The sequence below is a fragment of the Hymenobacter defluvii genome (genome assembly GCF_017589435.1).
Lineage (GTDB): Bacteria > Bacteroidota > Bacteroidia > Cytophagales > Hymenobacteraceae > Hymenobacter > Hymenobacter profundi.
Map to the genome: position 1 here is coordinate 30,284 of NZ_JAGETX010000021.1, position 22,199 is coordinate 52,482.

Annotated in this window: 14 protein-coding genes; 9 read left to right on the top strand and 5 right to left on the bottom strand. The window is 54.0% G+C overall.

Going from position 1 to position 22,199, the window contains the following annotated elements:
* Window positions 1–291: 291 nt before the first annotated feature.
* The 8 genes from J4D97_RS20175 (at window position 292) to J4D97_RS20210 (ending at window position 13,101) form a co-directional block, all read left to right on the top strand.
* The gene (locus tag J4D97_RS20175; protein WP_243900427.1) at window positions 292–3,786 is read left to right on the top strand and encodes a helicase-related protein; all 3,495 of its coding nucleotides are present in this window, start codon (window positions 292–294) and stop codon (window positions 3,784–3,786) included.
* A gap of 23 nt (window positions 3,787–3,809) precedes the next feature.
* Window positions 3,810–7,808, top strand: coding sequence for an Eco57I restriction-modification methylase domain-containing protein (locus tag J4D97_RS20180; RefSeq protein ID WP_208309140.1), 3,999 nt, complete (start codon window positions 3,810–3,812; stop codon window positions 7,806–7,808).
* A gap of 80 nt (window positions 7,809–7,888) precedes the next feature.
* Complete coding sequence (locus tag J4D97_RS20185) at window positions 7,889–8,137, top strand: hypothetical protein (protein ID WP_208309141.1); 249 nt, start codon at window positions 7,889–7,891, stop codon at window positions 8,135–8,137.
* A complete protein-coding gene (locus J4D97_RS23785) occupies window positions 8,134–8,244 on the top strand; it encodes a class I SAM-dependent DNA methyltransferase (RefSeq protein ID WP_208309142.1) in 111 nt (36 codons plus the stop codon). The genes J4D97_RS20185 and J4D97_RS23785 overlap by 4 nt, the downstream gene beginning before the upstream one ends.
* The gene (locus J4D97_RS20195; protein ID WP_208309143.1) at window positions 8,241–9,302 is read left to right on the top strand and encodes a DUF3644 domain-containing protein; all 1,062 of its coding nucleotides are present in this window, start codon (window positions 8,241–8,243) and stop codon (window positions 9,300–9,302) included. Before J4D97_RS23785 ends, J4D97_RS20195 begins: the two co-directional genes overlap by 4 nt.
* Window positions 9,303–9,312: 10 nt before the next feature.
* Entirely contained in the window at window positions 9,313–9,978 is a 666-nt protein-coding gene (locus tag J4D97_RS20200) for a hypothetical protein (RefSeq protein WP_208309144.1), read from the top strand.
* Window positions 9,979–10,005: 27 nt separating this feature from the next.
* Window positions 10,006–11,019 carry a hypothetical protein gene (locus J4D97_RS20205; RefSeq protein ID WP_208309145.1) on the top strand — a complete coding sequence of 338 codons (1,014 nt, stop codon included), beginning with the start codon at window positions 10,006–10,008 and terminating at the stop codon, window positions 11,017–11,019.
* 441 nt (window positions 11,020–11,460) lie between these two features.
* On the top strand, window positions 11,461–13,101 hold the full coding sequence (locus tag J4D97_RS20210; protein WP_208309146.1) for a hypothetical protein: 1,641 nt from the start codon (window positions 11,461–11,463) through the stop codon (window positions 13,099–13,101).
* Between the two features lie 426 nt (window positions 13,102–13,527).
* Here J4D97_RS20210 and J4D97_RS20215 read toward each other — a convergent pair whose 3' ends face one another.
* From J4D97_RS20215 to J4D97_RS20235, 5 genes are all read right to left on the bottom strand, one after another.
* On the bottom strand, window positions 13,528–14,958 hold the full coding sequence (locus J4D97_RS20215; protein WP_208309147.1) for a toprim domain-containing protein: 1,431 nt from the start codon (window positions 14,956–14,958) through the stop codon (window positions 13,528–13,530).
* Between the two features lie 129 nt (window positions 14,959–15,087).
* A complete protein-coding gene (locus J4D97_RS20220; protein WP_208309148.1) occupies window positions 15,088–16,863 on the bottom strand; it encodes a DUF3945 domain-containing protein in 1,776 nt (591 codons plus the stop codon).
* 493 nt (window positions 16,864–17,356) lie between these two features.
* Window positions 17,357–19,372, bottom strand: coding sequence for a conjugal transfer protein MobC (mobC, locus tag J4D97_RS20225; protein WP_208309149.1), 2,016 nt, complete (start codon window positions 19,370–19,372; stop codon window positions 17,357–17,359).
* 124 nt (window positions 19,373–19,496) lie between these two features.
* Window positions 19,497–20,447, bottom strand: a complete 951-nt coding sequence (locus tag J4D97_RS20230; protein ID WP_208309150.1) for a relaxase/mobilization nuclease domain-containing protein — start codon at window positions 20,445–20,447, stop codon at window positions 19,497–19,499.
* A complete protein-coding gene (locus tag J4D97_RS20235; protein WP_208309151.1) occupies window positions 20,444–20,764 on the bottom strand; it encodes a MobC family plasmid mobilization relaxosome protein in 321 nt (106 codons plus the stop codon). Before J4D97_RS20235 ends, J4D97_RS20230 begins: the two co-directional genes overlap by 4 nt.
* 625 nt (window positions 20,765–21,389) lie before the next feature.
* Here J4D97_RS20235 and J4D97_RS20240 point away from each other — a divergent pair.
* Window positions 21,390–22,157, top strand: coding sequence for a ParA family protein (locus J4D97_RS20240; protein ID WP_208309152.1), 768 nt, complete (start codon window positions 21,390–21,392; stop codon window positions 22,155–22,157).
* Window positions 22,158–22,199: the final 42 nt, after the last annotated feature.

Here is a 22,199-nt window from a genome sequence, read left to right on the forward strand (position 1 = left end):
AGCTTATAGCTGCTTACACCGTGTGGAAAAGCGGATGAGCTTCGATAGATTTACAGCTTTGACTTTGGTTACTACCTATTGACATCAGTTTATCTTTCTTTAAATAGCTTAAGCCCAAGTAGCGTCATTAACTGCCTAATAAGCCGCCCAGCTTCAGATGCTTCGTGCGACTCGCCGATTTTGCGCACTTGGTTCCATGACTTTGCTAGCTCGGTGCAACATAGCAGGGCGGACCTTCTGCACTGAAGCAGGCACCAACCCAAAATTCTCATTTCATATTCGGCAGTTTTTATGCCTTCTACTTCTGTTTTAGCGTCTCATTCAACGATCCGAGACAACCGCGCCGATGGACCCTATGGCAAAGTCGGTGACTACCTGGCCGAAACCGTCATGGCCGGCTCCGACCTAGCTATTGTATCGGCTTACTTCTCCATCTACGCCCACGCGCACCTGGCCGAAAAGCTGGGCGATATTCAGCAGTTGCGCTTTCTGTTTGGTGAGCCCAACTTCGTGCTCGACCCCAGCAAGCCCCAGCGGGTATTCGAGTTGACCAAAGACACCGTGGGACTGCGCGACAAGCTGCCGCAAAACAAGGTGGCCCGCGCCTGCTACGATTGGCTAAAAGAGAAAGCGGAAATCCGGTCCATGGTGAAGCCGCGCTTCCTGCACGGCAAGCTCTACCACGTCACCCACCCCAGCGGCATGACCAAAGCGCTGGCGGGCTCCTCCAACTTCACCGCCAAGGGGCTGGGGTTTGGTAATGTGCCCAATATCGAGCTGAACCTGGTAGTCGACTCCGACCGGGAGCGACGTGAGCTGCTGGAATGGTTCGACGGCCTCTGGAACGACGAAACCGGGCTGGTGGAAGACGTGAAAGACCGAGTGCTGGACTACCTGAAGCAGCTATTCCGCGAAAATTCGCCGCTGCTCATCTACTATAAAACGTTGTACGAAGTGCTGCGGGCCGACCTGGCCAAGCTCAAGGAGTTCAGCCTGCTCGATGACAACCTGCCCACTTCCTTCACCCAAAGCGCCGTGTGGCAAAAGCTCTACGACTTCCAGAAGGATGGCGTGAAGGGCGCGGTGCAGAAGATGGAGCAGCATGGCGGCTGCATTCTGGCCGATTCGGTGGGCCTGGGTAAAACCTTCGAGGCGCTGGCCGTCATCAAATACTACGAGCTGAAAGGCAAGACCGTACTGGTACTTTGCCCCAAAAAGCTGTCGGAAAACTGGACCATCTATCAGGCTAAAAAGAACTCCACGCTCAATCCCTTGCAGCGTGACCGGCTGGGCTACACCGTGATGTACCACACCGACCTGGGCCGCAGCCACGGCCGCACCGGGGCCGATGGTCTCGACCTCACCCAACTCAACTGGGCGGCCTACGATGTGGTGGTGGTGGACGAAAGCCACAACTTCCGCAACAATGCCGCTGGCCGCCTGCTCGACGACGGCACTCGCGCCCTGAGCCGCTACGAGTGGCTGACCCAAAAAATCATCAACGCCGGCGCTACCACCAAAGTACTGCTGCTCTCGGCCACGCCCGTCAACAACTCGCTCAAAGACCTGCGCAACCAGCTGTACCTGATTAGCGGCAGCTCCGACACGGCCCTGCACGGCAGCACCGGCGTGGCCCACCTCGGCAACACGCTGGCCGTGGCCCAGCGCCAATTCACGCAGTGGGCCGACCCACGCAACGCCGACCGCTCGGTGCGGGCCTTGCTCGAAAAGCTGGATGCCGGCTTCTTTGGCCTGCTCGACCAGCTCACCATTGCCCGCTCGCGCCGCCAGATTCAGCAGTTTTACGATATGGCCGCCATCGGCCGCTTTCCCACGCGCCGGCCACCGCTCACCGTTTCGACGCCGCTCGATGCCAAGGGCGAGTTTCCAACCTACGACCAGGTCAACGAAAGCATTCTGCAATTCAAGCTTAGCCTCTACAACCCGTCGCGGTTTGTGCAGCCTGCCTTTGAATCGTTGTACCAGGAAGAGCGGGTGCGCAACGTGAAAACCCAGAACTTCTCCCAGGCCAAGCGCGAAGATTTCCTCATCGGCATGATGAAGGTGGGCTTTCTCAAGCGCTTGGAAAGCTCAGTTGAATCATTCGAAGAGTCGATGCAACGGGTGATAGGGAAAATTGATAGCCTGCTGGCCCGCATTGATGCCTACGAGGCCAGCCGTAGCGGCGGCGACTTCGACCCGGGCACCGACCTGGCCGGCGCGGCCCCGGCCGACAGCCCCACCGGCCACGACGAGCAGAACGAGGCCCAGACCGACGAGCAACAGGCCCTGGACGCGGCCTTCAACGTGGGCGGCAAAAAGAAATTCAACCTCGCTCACCTCAAGCTGCCCGAGTGGCGCAAAGCTCTGCTGGCCGACCGCAAAGCCTTAGCCGCTTTGCACCTGCGCGCTACCCACGTGGTGCCCGCTCGCGACCTGAAGCTGACGGAGCTGAAAAAACTTATTCAGGCCAAGCTCGATGAGCCCCTGAACCCCGGCAACCGCAAGGTCATCGTGTTCACGGCCTACGCCGACACGGCCCGCTACCTCTACGCGCAGCTGCACGCGCACGAGTGGGAAAACCAATCGAATAAGCTGTACACCGCCCTCGTGACGGGCGGCACCAACGGCAACCAAACCACCTTTCAACCCGCCGGCCTGCGCCACCCCACCGACTTCAATACCATCCTCACCAACTTCTCGCCCCGCTCCAAGGGCCGCGCCGCGCTGGCCGGTATGCCGCAAGGGGCGGGCGAAATTGATTTGCTCATCGCCACCGACTGTATTTCGGAGGGCCAGAACCTGCAGGACTGCGACTACCTCATCAACTACGACATTCACTGGAACCCGGTGCGCGTCATTCAGCGCTTCGGCCGCATCGACCGCCTGGGTTCGGTGAACGAAACGGTGCAGATGGTGAACTTCTGGCCTACCAATGACCTCGACCACTACCTCAAGCTGAAAGTGCGCGTGGAAGCCCGTATGGCCCTGGTGGACGTGACCGCCACCGGCGACGACAACCTGCTGGCCCACACGCCCGCCAGTCCCGACGGTAGCGAGATTGAGGAGCTGATAACCGAGGAGCTGAAGTACCGCGACCAGCAGCTCAAGCGCCTGCGCGACGAAACTCCCGACCTCGAAGACCTGCTGGCCGACTCGGGCGGCGTGAGCTTGCAGGACTTCTCTCTCGAAGATTTCCGCCTCGACCTACTACGCTTTCTCCAGCAAAACGAAGCCATGCTGGCCGCCTTGCCCCTGGGCCTGCACGCCGTAGCCGCCGCCCCCACCGGCCCCCACGCCCACCGCCGCGCCGCCGAATACGCCGAGCTAAAGGAAACCGAGCGCACTACCATCCGCCCCGGCGTGCTTTACTGCCTAAGCCACCTGGGGCAAGGAGACCAACCAGAGACTAGAAACCAGAAACCAGAAACCCTCAACCGCCTGCACCCCTACTACCTGGTGTACCTCTACGACGACGGGGCCGTGCGCTTCGGCTACAGCCAGCCCCGGCAGGTGCTAGAAGTCATGCGCCTGCTCTGCCAGGGCCAGACCGAGGCCGACCAAGAGCTGTGCGACATCTTCAACAAAGAAACCGATGAGGGACAGCAGATGGATGCTCATTTCAAGCTGCTGCAAAACGGCATAAAAGCTACCACTACCGAAGCTGCTCACACCAACCTGCGTCAGCTACAGGCTGGTAGGGGCCAGGCGGTGGCGCTGCCCACCAGCGCCTTGCCCACTAATCTGGCCGATTTTGAATTGGTGACCTGGCTGGTCATAAAATAACTGCTCTCCTTTCCCGTTTTCTAATGGCTACTTATCCTGCTCTAGCGGATGCGCTCCGCGCCTTCGCTACCTCCCCGCTAACCGAAGCTGCTACCAAGCTATTTCAGGAACTAGGCTACAATACCAGCCGCCAGCTTGAATTGCCCGCTGATTCTTACGCCGGTTTTGAGCAGGCGTTTGATGCTACCAATCCGGATTTTCACTTTAATCCGACCAAAGCGCGGGTGCAGGAGTGGACGGCCGTTCATTTGCTATTTCAGCTTACGGCAGTCGAAATGCAGGCCACAGGCCTCCTGTTTGAGCCCACTGTTGACCGAGCCGACCCCGATTCTTACCTCTTCTTCGCCATTGATCTGAGCGGTAATCACTATACCAAGCCCCAACTGGCCGATATAGTGCGCGAAGTCAATAAGCCGTTCCCCATGCACGTATTCGTGCTGTTCCGCTACGGGGGCTGCCTCACACTGTCACTTATTCAGCGGCGGCCCAACCGGCGGTTTATGGACAGGGACGTGCTCGAAACCGTGACCCACGTCCACGGCATCCGGCAACAACAACCCCACACGGCTCACCTACGCATCTTGCACATGTTCTCGCAGGATGCCATTCGGGCCGAACTCCCGGGCCGCCGCCTCCAGACCTTCGGCGACTTGCAGGCTGGCTGGCGCAAGGTGATGCGCACCGATGTACTCAACCAGCAGTTCTACCGCGAATATTCGGCCCTCTCGCGCCGGCTCATCCGCCGTCTGCATCCGTCGCAGGTACCCAGCAAGCTTGATGCCCACCAGGGCGTGCTCAACCTGCTCAACCGGGTAATGTTCGTGTATTTCGTGCAGAAGAAAGGCTGGCTGATGGAGAATGAAAACTTCCTGTACCATTTCTGGCAGGCCTACCGCGAACATCGCAAAACCCTTCCCGCCGCCCAGGCCGACAAGCTTACTTTTCACGAACACTGGCTCAACCCGGTATTCTTCGCCGCCTTCAACGGCAAGCTCTACTCACCCGAGGGGGTGAAGGGCCTCACCCACATTCCCCAGTCCTATCAGGCGGCACTGGTCAACTTTCCCTTTCTCAACGGTGGCCTCTTTGCCCGGCACGATACCTACGACCAGTTTCTGCTGCCCGATGAAGATTTTGCGGCCATCTTTGACTACTTCGAGAGCTACCTCTTCACCATTCAGGAAGATACCCCACTCGACGTGAGCCTCGAAATCAACCCTGAGCTGTTGGGCAAGATGTACGAGGGCATGATTAATGCCACCGACCTCGACGACGTGGACGCCGAACACGGCATTGTGTACACCGAGCGGCCCGAAATTAACTTCATGGTGCGCCGCTCACTGGTGGAAGTGCTCGACCAGAAGCTGGCTGCCCCCACCATCTACGACCGTAGCTTTCTCTACCATTTCATCTTCGATAAGCCCGACCAGCAGTTGGAGTTGCTGCGTCGCCAAAGCCGGCTGGTTTCCGGCTTCGATGCTCAGGCCCTACGCACAGCCATTGCCACTTTCACAGCCTGCGACCCGAGCTGCGGCTCGGGTTCCATGCTGCTGGGCGTAATTACGGTGCAGATGGAGCTGCTGCGCACCCTCGATACCTACCTGGGCCGCCCGCATACCGGCACCGACGATTACGACATTAAAAAACAGCTTATCTCCAAGTGCATCTACGGGGTCGATATTAAGGAATGGGCCGTGCGCATTGCCGAACTACGCCTCTGGCTCTACATGATAACCGAGGCTGATTTTCCGGCCGAGGTGCTGCGCAAGGCTCCCTTGCTGCCCAACCTCGATTTCAAGCTGCGCCAGGGCAATTCGCTGCTCCAAAAATTCGGTGCGCTCGATTTCACCGTGGCCGACCTCATGCGTTCCCGCAAGGGCAATACCGGGGCCAAGCGCAAGCTCCGCGAGTTTATTCAGGCCAAAAATGCCTTCGTTACGGGTGCCGACCCCGATTCGCGCACTACTGCCAAGCAGCTCAAAGCGCAGGAGCTGGCCGTATTCGATGCCTTCCTCAATGAGTTGATTGACGCCAACAACAAGCGCATTCAGCAACTCGGCGTGCAGCAGCGCACCCAGCAAGGAGCTTTGTTCAACACCGGCCGGGGCCAGCAGGCACCGCTGCCACTCGACGCGGGCGAAATAGCCGCCCTCAGGGCCGACACCACTCAGCTCCGTCAGCTCCTGACCCAGCTACGCCTGCAAAGCCGCTTGCCGTTTTCCTATGACATCGACTTCATGGAAGTCTTCTTGGCTCCCGACGACGAAGCCGACCGCGGCTTCGACCTCGTGATTGGCAACCCGCCTTACGTCAGTCAAATTGCAATGCTCCCGTCAGAAGATGGACAGGTGCTGGAAAAGCTACTTCAGCATAAAGAACGGCGTGCTGAAGCCAACAAACAATTCAAGGAGGATTTGAGCGAGAAGGTATATAAAACATACCCTTTTCTAAGAGCTACTAAGCTAGTTGCTTCTCTAGACGAAGAGGGACAGCCCGTAATGAAAGCCAACGGACAACCCAAGACTAAAAGCGTTTCAGTCTATGGAGCTAAGGTGCCAGGACGTTCCGACTTGTATTCTTATTTCCAGTTGCTTTGTCCAAGCTACCTGAATAATAAAGGCACCTTTTGTTTCATTATTGCTAGTGCATGGCTTGATGTAGAATATGGCGCTTTCGTGCAGCAATTTCTATTGAAGCACACTAACCTGCATGGTTTCTACGACTGCAATGTTCGCTCATTTGATGCCTCTATCAATACCATTATTTACCTGCATTCAGCACCAATAAATACGGCCAAACTACTTAGTGCAGATAGCACGGCATTAGGGGATGATGGTATCCGGGTAGACTATCGCACCTTATTGCCACCCAACCGATTGGTGCCTTTTATAATGAATAAGATTGACTTCGAGTTAGCTGCTTATGCACCTTTGCTGGAAGACCAAGAAAAGCGGACAACCAATACCTTTCACGACCACTATCGTCTCATACCGATTACTCAAAAGGCTATTTACGAAGCCGGGTATGATTCAGAGACTAATACCTATAGTGGCGACAAATGGGGGGGCAAATACTTACGAGCCCCTGAAATTTATTACACCATGCTAAATAAGGCTCAAGCTATTTTGACACCGCTTGAGAGTTTGGCCACTGTCAAAAGAGGTTTTATGACTGGGGCGAATAGTTTTTTTTACCTCCCCAATTCATTCTTTGACATTACAGAAGAAGGCGAATTTTATCGTCTACTTCCGAAGTACAAAGACCTTCCAAATAACTTGAAGGTTGAAAAGGAGTTCACACGTGACACATTACTTTCGCTGAAAGATGTGAGCAACATGAGTACGGCGCATCGGCATTTGAAAATTATTTACACAAAAGGCCGTAACGTCAAGGGTAAAAAAATTAAAGAGTACATTGAATTTGGTCAAACGAAGTTTTCTTTCAAAGGCAAAGAGCATGGCAGCTTCCATGAACGGACTTCTTGTGCAAGCAGAGCAAATTGGTATGACTTGCCAGAACAAGATGATTTCGACCTGTTTTACTCCATTTTGAACGGAGATAGACATTTGGTATTCAATCTTGAAAACCAGTTTGCCATCAGTGATAACTTGGGCGGAATCTCCTTTGTTGATAAAAAACTAGCTGCTACAAATGCAGTGTTTTTTAATTCTATCCCATTTCGACTATTTATGGAAATGACCGGTAGGGAAATGACTGGCTCTATAACCGGTAAGAAGATTCAGGTTTTTGAGTTTGCAGTATTACCCGCCCTGCTCCAAGAAATTCCAAAAGCGGCCAAACATCTTATCAACATGCGGCCAATCGGTTCCATCTTCACTGAACTCGGCTTTGACCGCACCCAACCCATCCGTGCCCAAACGCCCAACCCGCTACCCGACCGGGCAGCCCTCGATGGGCTTATTTTTGATGCGCTAGGCCTGAGCGCCCCCGAACGCCAGGAAGTGTACTGGGCCGTGGCCGAACTCGTACAGCAGCGGCTCAATAAGGCTGCCAGCCGCTAGTCAGGGCAGTTGCCGCAACTGGTTCGCCAATCAGTTTACAGCCCTTATTTCAACCCCTACCCCCTTTCTCTCTTTTGCTCATGCGCAACATAGCTTTTGAGTTTCAGCCACAGGATGAAACCGTTTTCCAGCGCGAGGCTATTCGAGTTGGCCGGGTGCTGCTTACCCCAGTTCTCGACAATGGCACCACCCTTGAGCCTTCTACGTGGCGCATTACAAGGCTACAGCCTGCTTCGCGCTTAAGAGGCAATATTCTGTCTCGCAAAGAATTTCGGGTTGGTGTGCTCGATGACCGGGTTGTGGCTATTCGCGCCACTTTGATGCCATGAGTAGGCCCGGTACCACGGCGCTGGAGCGGCAGGTAGATGCGCTGGTGTATAAGCTGTACGACCTCACGGATGAGGAAATTGCGCTGGTGGAGGGGCGGAGCGCGTGAACCGGCCGGCTAGAAAAGCACGGCCGGTAGCCATCCGGCAGCGCCGCCCACCCCTGACGAAGTCGCTGCTAGAAAGTGCCGTGTCGCACATGCACACAGCTGTAGAGTTTTTCAATCGCCCCACCCAGCCGCACCGATACGAAATTGCGGCCGAGTTGGCGTTGGCCGCCTGGGAAAAGCTGCTGAAAGCCTACCTGCACCGGGCCAAGCACAACATTTTCTACCCCGACGGCAAAACCAAAGACTTCAATACCTGCCGCAATGCAGTGCTGGCGCTGGTGCAGCCAACCGATACCGGCTTTATTGCTACCCATGCCAACCTGGAACTGACGTATGAATACCGCAACCAGAGCGCCCATTTCTACGGCCAGTCTATGAATGCCGTGCTACACGGACTTTTCTCCGAATGCGTCGCCAAGTTTGCCCTGTTTATCCGTCAGCATTTCGACCGGGAACTGCTGCCGCCCGGAGACCTGGGCGTGCTCCCGGTAGGTTTTGGCCGCCCCGTAATCCCACAGGATTTCCTAAGCGACCATTCCGCCAGCGCCACCGCTCCGGCCGAGGTCAAGCAATTTCTCAAAGCCTTACACGATACCGGCGTCCGTCTGCACGAGGCCGGGGTGGCCCCGGAATATTCCATGATGGTGTCGTTCAGTGTCGCGTTGGAAGACGCGAAAAAGCTGAAACGCGCCGACGTGGTAGTAGGGGTAAACAACGCCGAGCCGCAGGCTGCCACCCTAACCGTGCAGAAGCACGTGACGCTGGCCGATACCGTGCGGCTAACTCCCAGCCAGAATGCCCCAGCGGTCCATTTGAAAGATGATAAAGTGTGGGACATCTTCAACCTCACGACCAAGGATGTCACGACTTTCATGCGTCAGCGTCTGCCGCAGGTTACGCTGAACAACGATTTTTGGAAGGTGCTGAAGCGCCTCGGTGCGGACCCCAATGCCCTGCGCATTCGCTATCTGGACCCCAAGAAAAACAGTGGAGCTCACAAAAAAATGTACAGCGACGTGATATACCAGTTGCTGATTGACGAGTACGAAAAGGAATAATATCATTCTTATGCCCGCCAAACATTCCTATTCCCTACACTACCACAACGGCCACTTCTACGACCCTGAAACTAGGCAGCGCACGGTGCTGCGCGACGGAGTCGAGTTGCAGCTGACGGCTTCGCCTGGCGCCTTCCTGGAGTTCGAGCCCGCCGGCGACTATTACCCATCCCACGCTGTGCGCACCGAGGATGCCATGCGCCGCGAGCTAGCCCACGATGCCAAAGTAGGAGCCTGTTTTCTGCTGCTGCCCGCCGGCACCGAGCTACGTTTCGCCCTGCACCCGCCGAAGCCCCCGGTGCCCGAGGCCGCCGTAGCCGAGTACACCTTCCAAGTAGTGCTCGATGAGCCGCTGTTCGTGTACCATCGGGCCAAGCCTGGCAAAAGCGACGACCCCGGCAGCCTGGTCGACAGCCGATGCTGGGTGGTGAGTGCCAAGCGCACCAGCCACGGCTACGACAACGCTCCAGACCGCCTGCTGTACTTCGAGCCGGTGTATGCTCGCTCGCTCAACAGCCTCATCAAAAACACCTACGTGCATTACTTCCAGAATGCGGGCGCCCCCGGCCGGAGCGCCTTCGAGGCCATGTACATTCCCGAACTGGGGATTACCCTGGGCGAACTACGCGAACAGAAAGTACCTGTGCTACCTGGCGCACCAAAATCCAAGTTATAATTATTTGTCAGTTCGTTCCTTCCACTCATGGGCAAAGAAATCAGCCTCTTCTCCGGCTACGACCAAGCCGAGAACCGCACCACCAACTACTGCTTGCTCGTGCTGCGCATGCTGTACCAGGAGAATCCTAAGCTGCTGTCGACAGCCCTCTCCAGCCTTATCGGCGACAGTTCGGGCCTGCAAATCGGCGTCGATTTTCGCCAGCAGGTGGGCCGTAATGGCAGCGTCATCGACGGCCTCATCATGCAGCCCGCCTTTGCTGTGTACGTCGAAACCAAGCGCTGGGATTGGTTCTACGACCAGCAGCTCGAAACTTACATGAAGCACCTTGACCAAGAGCAAGTCGGGGTGAAGGTGCTGCTGGCCCTATCGAACTTCGAGAGCAAGGAGTTGCGCGATTTTGAGCGCATTGAAGAAACCATTCGCACCAAGTACGACGGGCGCATTCTGTTTGCGGCCGTCACGTTTGAAGATTTCCTAGCGGCCATACAGCAACCTACGCTCCCAGCTGCTCTGCGCGAAACCATTGAGGACTTTAAGCAATACTTGAACGGCGCTAACCTGCTTCCTAATTGGAAGAACTGGCTCGACGTGTGCAACTGCGGCGCTTTTCATGCACAGCTGGTGGAGCACGGCGCCTACATCTGCCCGGCCGCTGGTGGTGCCTACAAGCACGACCGGTGCCAATACCTGGGCATGTACTGGTGGAAAGCCATGCGCCAGGTAGCCGAAGTTTGGGCGGTGGTTGACATTGCCGAAGGTGCTGGTGGCGAAGCCAAGCTTCGGTGGAATAATACCACTCGCCCCGAACAAGAGTTGGTAGATTTGGCCCGCGCCAAGCGCGTCGCCCTTTACCCTGACGAAGACTGGGCCACCCGCGTGTTTGTACTGGGTCCGCTCGTGGAAACCTACTTTGAGAAAGACAGTCACGGCGGCATGTTGAGCAGTAAGCGGTACTTCGCCGTGCACGACCTAGCCCCCACTGACGTGCAGGACTTGGCCACCAAGCTGCGTGCCGTGGCTTGGAGTGACCTACAATAGAAAGTATTTCTTCTTGTATAGAAGATTCATGTTTAGCAGAAGTATTTCGAGTCGTTTTATTCCATGTCTATTCTACTCTTACAACTAGATACGGCCCAAGCTGCTGTAGCTGAATCATCAACGGACTCTCTGCCTTTTGCCTTGCTGCTAAGTGGAGCTGCAATCGTTGGCTTTTTGTTGTGGCTGGTGTTACGGTCCCGCAAAGTTGCGGACCCTGGTGCACCTGATTCGCACTCGACCCGCCAGTCAACTATTTCAGCAGCGCCAGCGGCAACGCCCTCCCCTGCCCCATCAGCCGCGCCGAAGTCCTCGGTAGCAGGCATGGGGGCAGCACCGTCTTCGGTCCCAATCAGGACTGCCCCCCAGTCACCTACTCCAGCGTTGCCTATGGTACCGCCGCCAACCCCGGTAGTAACGCCTGCGCCAGTATCGTTGGAGAAATTGGAAAAGCGTCTGGAAATTAATCCCGCTTCGACGGCCACGACTAAGGCACTACGTACACCGGCTACGTCCACGGCAGTGGGTCATACAACTGGCTCTAAGTCGGCATCAGGCAAGAACCAAACGGGAGCAGGTGCAGGCAACACCCCAATAGCTCCGTTACCTGAAGTAGAAAAGGTATCTTCAACAGCAAAGTTCATTGGCTACCAGCCCTCAGCCCTGGTAGATACGGGCGCCTTTCCACTGGTTAGAATGCCCAAAGCAGGCTGCGTAATCAAGTTTCCACGGGTAGGTCGTTCAGGGCGTCGCGGTTACAAGGAAGCAGATTTTATGCAGGTGGCTAGTAGGTTGCTAAGTAACGGGTCAGTGAAAGTGTACAATGACCGGCACGTGCCCACGCCCAATGCCCAAAGCCCGTACGAGCCTGACCTGGTGTTGCTAAACGAGGCAAACGGCCTGAACTTGTTTCTCAACATCGAAATTGATGAGCCCTACGACGGCATACATCGACAGCCAATTCATTGCCAAGGTGAAGATGATGCCCGTGATGAGTTTTTCACCCGACGCGGCTGGATTGTGGTGCGCTTCGCCGAAATTCAGGTGCATCAGCAGCCGGAGGCATGTTGTGCCTATGTGGCGGCTCTGATTAGCCGGCTAGACCCGAGCTACGAAATTCCGGCGGTATTACGGAGCCTGCAGTTGAAGCCAGAGCAATACTGGGATGTTGTTCAAGCCCAGAAGTGGCAGAAGCAGCGTTATCGGGAGCAATATCTTGGTATAACAAACTTCGGTCGGCGCGAACAGATGGAGGGGTGGCAGGCACCGGCGGCACTGGCGGTGGAGGCAGAAATAGAAAAACTGGTGGATCAGTCCGCTTTACTGCTGGTCCATAACCGTGCAGCAGGACGCTTGGAGAAGAACCACAGCCATAAGCGAGATGCCAGTTTGCAGTTTGACCCAGAAGCACACCAATACTTCATCAACGGCCAGCCGGCCACAGCAGTGAGTACTTTAGTAGACCGGTTCTTTCCTGAGTTTGACAAGCACTACTGGGCTCCGCGCACGGCATCAAAGCGTGGCATGACAACGGAAGAAATTCTATTAGAATGGGAAGCGAAAGGCAAAACGTCTGCTGCCCTGGGTACCCAGCTGCACGAACACATTGAGGAGTTCTACAACAACGGCGCTACTCATTTTAAAACAACAGAATTTAGGCAGTTTCTAGATTTTCACGCCGACCACGGGCACCTCACGCCACACCGGACAGAGTGGCGAGTATTCAACGAAGAATTGATGATAGCCGGCACAGTCGATTTCGTGGCTCAACACGCTGATGGCTCGGTTTCGATTTATGACTGGAAGCGCAGTGAAAAAGTTATTTATCCGGATAGTAGTATTCAACGGAATGTCTACCAGACCAATGAAGGGCCATTAAATGACCTGGATGATTGCCGATTTAACCGGTATTCTATTCAACAGAACCTATACAAATGGCTGCTGGAATCTGAGTACGGATGCCGAGTACGGAGTATGCACTTAGTCGTATTACATCCAGCCTATGGGGGCTACACTGTACTGGATGTGCCTGATAGGACACCACAAGTGCAGAAAATTGTCGAGTCATTGCGGAGCTATTGCTAAGCAGCTATTAGCTTATCCTTCTTCGTCCGATCAAAGGGTAGTACGAGAGCAGGGATAGAACAGTATCAGTAAAGAAACTTTGCGCGGGCCGGTCGTCTCACAAAACGGACGTTTTAACGCTACTAGGGAAATTTTGAACAGCAGGCGGCTTTGGCCCTACAACTCTGTTTAGTTTGATTATCTCGCTAATCAATGGTTCTTACCAGCCGCAAAACGTGACTTATCGAGACAAAAATATTTGCTCCATGCTAAGTTCTGATGTTTGGACCGCCTAATGGAAATTTCTGTTTTTAATCTTTCGCTACCCTTACTACCTGGCTTTGGAGTACAGACACGAAATGATCTAATAAAAGAGAATCCCGCCTCCCTCACGGAAACGGGGTTCTGGTAGTATTTGTGAACGTTTTCTGGTAGGCGTTGGCCCGCTTATCGCCGGAGGCCCCGCCGTACGGCCGGCTCTTGAACCGGCTCTTTCTCTACCCCTGGAGCCTGGGCCTTTGCTGGCACCTGCGACGTGGCCACGGTCTGGCTCTTGCTCCGCAGGCTCTCCTTCAACTGGTCGTTCCAATCGTTGGCCTGCGACTTTTCCATTTCCAGCTTCACAGTCATTGGGTAGTGTTGAATCAATGCCTGATTGAAAAAAGATAGGGCATGCAGTCGTTTCGGAATGTGAAACTTGTAGCTATTCGCTGCATCCCGAGTCGCTGTAATCAGCTCGGTGTTCAAGGTAGCGCTCATGGCCGGGTAGGCTCCGCCAGCTTGATAGTAGCCATTTGTTACCTGCTCATTGTAGCTGCGCGTGGCGTTGTGTAATTGGGTAAAGTACTGTTCCTGGCCGGAGTGGATACCTAATGTGACGAAACCAGGCAAGTTGCGCTCAATACGCATTGGGGTAGAGGCATGGGCCAGGCCCGCAATCAGCTGCGTGTCGAATAGGTGGCCCTGCATGTTATTATCGAACGCCAACTTTACCGTCTTCAAATGAAGGTTTTCAATCAGCCGCTGCACCTCTGCTATCTTGTTATCAGTTAGATTGCCCGACGTGGAGGCATACATCGTGTTAGCCGGTTGCTTCAACTGGTAGTGCGAAAGGCTGTCGATGGCACTCTCCGAGATGATGAGCGTTTTGGTTTTAGGGTCACTGTGCGATAGCCATAGGGCCGCCGAATTGAGCGAATTGGCCGCCTGTCCTCTGAAGCCATTCGCCTTTATTTCCAGCCCAACAATCTTATCCTGGTACACCTGGGGAAAGGCAGTGTTCACGAACTTGTATGGCTGGCCGTCCTTGTTTTTACCCTCGTGCACGTGATTCAGCACACGGCCGGCAAAGTATCCGTTCGAGAGCGTTTCCGCTGTGATTCCTCGGTTGTTGAGGTAGCGTGTATCGGTGAGCTGGGTAGTCTTGCGCAGGAAGTCCGGCACGAATTGATCCCCTCTTTCTACGGTCGGAATAGCTGCTTGCAGAGTGCTAGTGTTGACCCTACTCGGGGCGGGGAGGTTTAAAAAGTTGCGGGCATTCTCAATCACGCTGGCCCAGATGTTCTTGCCGGGGGTAGACTGAATACCATCAATACGCGGGTTTTCAATCCGGTTTTTCAGAAAGTCAATCACACTGCCCTTGTCGTGGTCGTCAGCCCGGTTGAAGTACAGAAAGTCACCCGAAGGAGCCTTGTAGATAATCACTTGGTCCAGGTTCGGATTTCCCCGGTAGTCAAAGACGTGAAACTTGCCTTTATCGAGCGTAGGACCACTCTTTGCCTTATTGTGCTGATACCCCAAAGTGAGTACTAAGTCTACCAGATTAATCTCTTTCTTGACTTGGCTAAAATTGAGTTCGGGTTCACTGGGCTGCTGCATAAATGAGAGAGAGTTCGGAGTGTTGCATAAAATGAGGTGTGTAAGCTTGGAAGTCAGAGTGGAGTGCTAATAAACAGAAAATCAGCTCCCGAAACGCTCGGAAACTGATTTTCAAGGTAAACGCATCGGCTACATACGCATCTTTGGTCGGGTGGCAATCACTGGCTCCACCTTTTCGACCTGCTGAGTAACGTGTGGTTTCGCGTCACGGAAGGTGAGTTGGCGCTTCACCGGATCGAGCACCACCATGGCATCAAAGAGTTGGCCTTTGTCATTGCGCATGGCCTCCATTTTGGTAGGGCGGCCCTCCAGTAGCGCTTTGTTCTGCTGCGGATTCAAGGACACGCCCAACACTTCTTTGGGGATAGCAATGCCTTCTTTACGCACGGCTACCACCCGGTTCATTTCCTTGTCGATGGCTACGTAAGCAGCAAATGGCTGGCCCTGGCCATCCCGGAAGCCTTCCGCCAATGGTACAACGCCGTGCTTGGTCAGCTGCTCCTTCATAGCGGGCGTAAGCTCCTTGCCTAGAATCTGCTCTGGAATCACCAGCTTGTGCTTCGGCAGGTCAAATTGCAGGCTGGGGGCACCTGCGGCATCGCGGCGCATCACTAGCTTCGCGGCAAATGGCACGGCTTCCCCTTGCTCATTGCGTAGGGAGAAAGAGGAAAGGAGGTCAGTTTTTTGACCATTCAACAACTTCTGCAACTGCCCTGACTTCTCCAACTCGTCTACCTGCATACCCATTTTAGTCAGCAGCTGCACTGGCAGATCCGCTTTGGTAAAACCGGTGCCGGGCTGGGTTACACCCGCATTTTTTTCCTCGTACAGTGCCTTGACCTTTTCCAACGCCTCCGGCACGAGCAGGGAGGCAGGCTTTACTTCAGGTGCGGCCGTGGGTTGGGCCTGCGGCGCCGTAGCACTTTGTTGGGCGGGAGGCATCCCCGGCAGCCGGAGTTCCTGGCCGGGCACGGTAGTCAAGCCGTTCTCGTAGGTCAGCTTGAGTTTACCTTTCGACGCTACTTGCCACCCGTCCGCCGTTCGCTCCATCTGCCCGGGTTGTGCCACTTCTATCTTCACGAGGCCAGTACCGACATCCTGATAGTCGAAGAAGGCCCGTAGTGACCGCGCACCATCGTCTAACAACCGCTTCTGATCGACAGCAGGATTGAGCGCATATTGTCCGGTATCGGTCAAGGCAATGTTTAGAATGGGTAGCGGCTGGCCCGTCAGCTTCCGCGTCTCAAGCCGGCCCGTCTCGGTGGAGGGGCCGTACTGCGTGAACGAAAGCGTCGGTGCAGGCTTCTCGGTGGCCACCGATGATACAACAGCCGTAGTCTGGACCTGCTCAGTTGCCGGCTGTTGCGCACGAGCAGCTGACGCAGCCGACTCTTTCACTACGGTTGGCTGCTTTTCGGCTGGTTTAGGCACGTCCTTCTGGACCAAGCTGAAGTTCTCAACAAAGTTGCTGACGAAGCTGACCACTACCCCGTTCCGAATAGTGATGTTGAGTAGGGAAGCGTCATTCAGGGCTTTGCCTGACTTGCGTAAGGCCTGGGCCTGCGGCATGTTCTTCAACTCTGGATCTTTGTCAATCACGTCCCAGATGTTCTTGAGCACGTTGCTGACCGATTCCCCCTTTAAGACGTCGCCTGGAATGGATTGCTGCGGTTGGGTTCCCACGGCTAGTCCGATGATTTTAGCGGCCTGCTCCAACTGAGTAGCCTCCTGCTCCCTACCCTTCTTGCGTAGCGCATCGGCCACTGGCTGCGCGTTTTTGATAAACTCATTCCGCGCTTCATCGACATTTATTGCGGCGGGCTTTTTAGGGACCACGGAGGGCCCTACTGATTGGGTAGCTTGGGGCTCCGCCTCAACGGATTTTGGTTGATTTTGCTCAAGCATATTCTTGTTAGTAAGTGAGTTATACCACTCGCACCTTGCGTAGGGCCAGCATAAACAAATATAATAATTTGCCCGATTTTAACTCATTATTTTACTAGCATAAATCGCCTTAATTCTTAAATCAATAAAAATTATTCTGCTATGACTTCCATTAACCGTTCAATTCCCTTATTCATCGTGTCCTTGAAACCAGCGAGTCCATCCAAGACACTTCGCTTATCGAGGGTAGGAGTAGTATCGTTTATGCGCAGCTTCGATACGCCCCTGTTGTCATCCAGCACAATCCAACTGATATTATATCCTCGCTGATGGTAGAATAATAACAAGGTCAATAGAGACTCTGTACTGCCAGCGGCTGACTTCTCTAGGCGAGCGATAACGTTTTGGGTCAACCCTAGTTCAGTGGCGAGGCGCACCTGGCTCCACTTGGCTTCTCCGGGGCAGGCCAGTTCGTCACGTAACTGAGCTAGTCGCTTGCCTATCAAGTCTCTATTCATTTGGGCTTGGCTTTGTTGTTTTTAATCAGGTGTCGTAGGTCAGGATCGGCGGCAATACGGTCGAGTTCCGTTTTCACAATCAAAGCTATATCATCCTTGATTGATTTGTAATTCCGGCGAATGACTTCCTCACTTTTATCCTCGCCAGTACTCGGGTCTATGAAGCTAGTAATATCGGGAATCTCTTCATAAGCAGCCTCATCCGCTTTTGCCTGAACAGCATCTACTACGATTTCGGCGTGAAATACTTTCTGACTGATAGCCTCCCCAATATTGTCAGTTACGGCCCCCACAAAGGTTCCCTGGGTCAGATTGGAAATCTTGCTGGCCGGAATCATGCTGTCCAGTTGCGTGGAGATACTACTACTGGTGTCGCGGCTGTTGATATTTATACTCTGGCGCTTTTGCAGGATGCGGCCGAAGCGTTTACTCAGCATCTCGGCACTGTCGCCAGTCACCTGTCCCGAAATCAGGTTACCAAATAACTCTTGTAGCGTGGTAGACTCGGCCTTGCCATATTGCTGATCGAGTTGGGCTTTCGTTTGTAGGCTCAAGCAAGTAGATACTTTGTTGCTACGGGCCGTAGCAATCAAGTCTTCTAGCCCTTTGAAATAGATGGTCGGCAATTCATCGACGATGACCGATGATTTGAGCTTACCTTTTTGGTTGATCAATTTAATGATTCGGGCGTTGTAGAGCCCGAGCGCTGCCCCGTAAATCCCTTTGCGGTTGGGGTTATTAGCTACGCATAGCACTTTGGGCGCGTCGGGGTTATTGAGGTCGAGCGTGAAATCACTGCCACTCATCACCCAATAGAGCGCGGGAGATGCTAGGCGCGCCAAGCCTATACGCGCCGAGGCAATTTGCCCTTCCAGTTGGTCCATTGCGCCCCCTTCAAAAGCCGACACGAAAGGCTTGGCGTAGTTTTCCAGTTCTGTGTAAGAAAGCAGGATAGGAAACATTTCCTCGTAGTCGCGCCCCAAAAACTCAATGACGTGAGGAAAGGTGCAGTACTTGCCCTTCTCGTAAAGCTTCAGAAACCAGATAATGGACGCCACGAAGTTGATGGGCGACTCAACGAAGAAATCACCCTGCTTGCTGATCCACGTCCGATTCAGGTTCAGCATAATATTGCTGGCCGATTCCATCGCATCGGCAATATCCGTCATCATCGCGGGCATGAGCGGGTTACACCGATGGCTCTTGCTGGGGTTATCAAAGTTGATCACGTAGAAGCTAACCGGATTCTTGTACTTATCCTGATTCTTCAACAGCTCGTTGTAGACGACACGGCTCAAGTCGGGAAACTTGAAGTCGTACACGTACATGGCAAACCCCTTGGTCAGGTGCTGCTTGATAAACTGGTTGATGACCGCGAAGGACTTACCCGAGCCAGGGGTGCCGTATACTACCGTCGCCCGAAACGGATTCACAATGTTGATCCAACCTTTGCGCTGCTTGCCCTTTAGCTGGTAGGTAGTCGGCAGATTCACCGAGTACTCGTTCTTCATCAGGCGTTCTTCCTGCGGGAATGTCTCGTTTTCCACGTTGAAAATATCGCCCATCAGGTTCACTTTCAGCATGCGGCTAATCGAGTTGCCGGCACGCAGCAGCAGTAGAAAGCCGACGGCGGTAGTACCGGCATACAAGCTAGTGAGCACGGCCGCAGAGTAAGGCAAGTCCAGCAGCAGTCCACTGCCAAAGAACAGCGTGCACCCCAGCACCAAGCCAAGTAGAATAGGTGCCCAGGTTTGCCCCTCTTTAGGCTTGCCACGCGTACCCAGGCACGAAAGCACTAGAAAGACTGCTGCCGCTATCTTCGTCACGTAGGGGGCATAAAACAGCGCTGTTTTCGTGCTGAAGCGAGCCAGTAGCTTCCCTGACCACGCTGCCGTCAGGTGCTGTTCGGTAAAAAAGCCGTAGCAATAGTAATACACGTGCAGCAACACCAGCAACACGCTGATCAGGCGCATAAAGTCCATGATCTTCTTCAAGCCTCTTTCTTCTTCCATGACTGTTGATTTGAATTAATGCGTGGATACTTATATGACTGTTATGTGATTTGGCCGGGTAAAAGCAGCGCTCTTTAACTCTAATAGCCCCTTTCCTATGTGCACGTCGTGTACTGGAAGCACCCTATAGCTTTGGCCTACGCCGGCGCCGGCGTATCTCATTTTCGTTGCGCTCGGCATCATCGAGACCAGGGCTATTATCCACCGGGCCGGATTCATCACTTAGGCTAACCATACTGCCACCTAATACACCGTCGACAGCACTGGCTGCGGCACGGCCACTACCATTGCGGGCAGTTGTAAGCTGGTCGCTGGTGCGTAGGGCCTCGCGGCCGTAGGAGTTGAAATGGTCGCGCAGCTGCTTGGCCCGTACGCCTACGTCGGTACCCTTCACGTTATTTTCCTGGTAGCGGAAGCTCGTGCCCACGAGCACCCCCTTGGCATCGCGCTTCAGGTGCACGTCAATCTGCTTTTCGTTGAAGCGGGCTATCAGCTGGTCGAGGGAGCGAATGCCGGCATCCTGCATCGCAGCCGTCAGCTGCTCGCGCACATAGCCGCGGGCTACCTGCTTCTGCGGGTCGAGGTCTTTGGTGCTCTGCCGCCGTGACGGTAACGGGGCCATACCCAGCTGCTCCCGAATCTGACGCGTAACCTTCACGTTGCGGGCGTAATTCTGCGCCGTATCAAGGGCTGCCCCACCATCGGTAGGCACCCGATTGATGTAGATGTGAATGTGTGGGTGATCCTTGTCCTTGTGCTCGTAAACCGCCACCTGGTGGCGCTCCAAGCTGGCGCCCATTAACTCGCAATAGAGTGCCGCCGCCTTCATCTTCTGCTCTCGGTTTACCTTCTCGCCGGGAGCCCACGACAATACCGTGTGCCATACGGGCTGCTGGGTCCGACGACTCAGGGCAGCTACCGCCTGCATTTCCGCTGCTATCCCTACTGCATCATTACTCCCCAGATTAGCGACACTTATTAGCTCAGCCTGCTTATTAGTGCGGTCAGAACGCAGCCCCGCGCCGTACTTCAGGGCACCTACGAAGTCTGCTCCGGTAACTGTCTTGGCTATCATTTGAGCGTTTGAAGTAAGCGCGTCAGCACTTCGTTGAGCATCCCAAGCCCCACTGGCCCTAGCTTTCCTGAGTTGGCCAGGCGCGTCAACTGGTTCAAATTGTTGCCCACTGCGGCAATCTCGCGGCGCACGGCAGGCGGCAGCACCTCCGCTATTGGCTTATCCAGCGCGGCGCGGCGGCAATATTCGGAGAAGGTAAGCCCGGCTTTGGCAGCCTTTTCGTTCATCTTCTCTACTTCCGAAGGCGTAGCACGAAAGCGTTTTACCACCTGCATATTTTCTCTTTCTTCAGGTGGTTGCGGCGTTAACTCTAACATGATGGGGCTTGGTTTGGGCTGTGCCCAGCAAGACAAGGGGAAATAGCTTGCGTCAATTTCCCCGTTGACTTTGTAGCCGCGAACCCGAAGGGTTTGTGGCTACAAAGTCATGGCTTGCTGAACAATGTTGGAGGTAGTAAAGTCAATCTAAAACAATTGGCAAAACGGGAGAAAAACCACCCGGTGCTACTGGCGCTAAATGCCGTTGATTATGGCTGACGCCATCCGTTTCCTGTGAATACTTTTACAACTGTACGCATGCACAAACAAATATTTATGTAACTGTACAATTGCACAATTGCACAATTGTACAGTTGTTTATTTGTGCATTTAGACATGTGTGTACTTTTATAATTTTATGTGCGTGTAACTCCATGCCTGTGTAAGCGAGCAAATTTGTAAGCTGCCAAACCTGTATAATAGTGTGTATTCCTATGCATACGCATGGCCAAAGCTAAGAAAAGACATAAACACGTAAAGTGATTTATGCATTTTTATTTTTTTAGCTATTGCTTTATTCAATCAACAACTTAAATTTGTAAACAGTGAAAGAGTCACAAGATTTCTTTGTTGGGTCCACGCTTACACAGTTGGCCTACTCTCCACTAATCATCCCTTCCTTCTCATGAGCACTACCAAGTACATCTCTATCTCTTCTCAGAAGGGAGGGGTCGGAAAAACGACAGTCAACATACTGGCTGCCTCAGCTTTCCACTTCCTAGCCAATCAGAAAGTAGCCGTCATCGACTGCGACTACCCCCAGCATTCTTTAGAAGGATTGCGCAACGAAGACCTCACCCTGTTGCAGGAAAATGAGCAGCGGGCCGCTGATTTTGAGGCGCTTGGCCGGCAGGCTTATCCAGTGGTCGCTTGCGAGGTAAAGGACGCCTTAGACATTGCCCAGCAGATGCAGGGGCAATTCGATCTGGTCTTCATTGATACACCGGGCACCATCAATGTACCAGGCATCATTGAGTTGTGGAAGAAGATGGACTACATCTTCATTCCGGTAGAAGCTGACAAGGTTAGCATATCGGCTACGCTTACGTATGCCTCTGTTTTGCAACAGTTTATCATCGGTCAACCCGGTAGCCGACTGAAGCAGTATTACGCCTTTTGGAACAAGCATAACAAGAGCGAGAAACAGGATTTCTACGCCCGTACGGAAGCGGTCTTCGCGACTCAAGGCATTCCCTTCCTGCAAAGCCGGCTTGAACAGAGTGTGAACTACAAGAAAGACACGATGCGCTCCACCATGTTCCCACTCGCTAAAGAGTATATGCGCCTGGGAATCAGCAACCTTATTGAAGAAATGGCGCATATCATTTTTCCCGATTCAGCTCCCAGCCCAGCCACTGAAGATACTGCCTCAACTACCAACGAAGCCCTGTAACGTTCTATCCAATGGCCACTAAACCAGCTCCCAACCTGCGCA

Bases quoted from the DNA above. Each gene is read 5' to 3' on its own strand.
- J4D97_RS20180 (WP_208309140.1), top strand. From the start codon at position 3,810: ATGGCTACTTATCCTGCTCTAGCGGATGCGCTCCGCGCCTTCGCTACC.
- J4D97_RS20215 (WP_208309147.1), bottom strand. From the start codon at position 14,958: ATGCAGCAGCCCAGTGAACCCGAACTCAATTTTAGCCAAGTCAAGAAA.
- J4D97_RS20185 (WP_208309141.1), top strand. From the start codon at position 7,889: ATGCGCAACATAGCTTTTGAGTTTCAGCCACAGGATGAAACCGTTTTC.
- J4D97_RS20200 (WP_208309144.1), top strand. From the start codon at position 9,313: ATGCCCGCCAAACATTCCTATTCCCTACACTACCACAACGGCCACTTC.
- J4D97_RS20235 (WP_208309151.1), bottom strand. From the start codon at position 20,764: ATGTTAGAGTTAACGCCGCAACCACCTGAAGAAAGAGAAAATATGCAG.
- mobC (WP_208309149.1), bottom strand. From the start codon at position 19,372: ATGGAAGAAGAAAGAGGCTTGAAGAAGATCATGGACTTTATGCGCCTG.
- J4D97_RS20240 (WP_208309152.1), top strand. From the start codon at position 21,390: ATGAGCACTACCAAGTACATCTCTATCTCTTCTCAGAAGGGAGGGGTC.
- J4D97_RS20220 (WP_208309148.1), bottom strand. From the start codon at position 16,863: ATGCTTGAGCAAAATCAACCAAAATCCGTTGAGGCGGAGCCCCAAGCT.
- J4D97_RS20175 (WP_243900427.1), top strand. From the start codon at position 292: ATGCCTTCTACTTCTGTTTTAGCGTCTCATTCAACGATCCGAGACAAC.
- J4D97_RS23785 (WP_208309142.1), top strand. From the start codon at position 8,134: ATGAGTAGGCCCGGTACCACGGCGCTGGAGCGGCAGGTAGATGCGCTG.
- J4D97_RS20230 (WP_208309150.1), bottom strand. From the start codon at position 20,447: ATGATAGCCAAGACAGTTACCGGAGCAGACTTCGTAGGTGCCCTGAAG.
- J4D97_RS20205 (WP_208309145.1), top strand. From the start codon at position 10,006: ATGGGCAAAGAAATCAGCCTCTTCTCCGGCTACGACCAAGCCGAGAAC.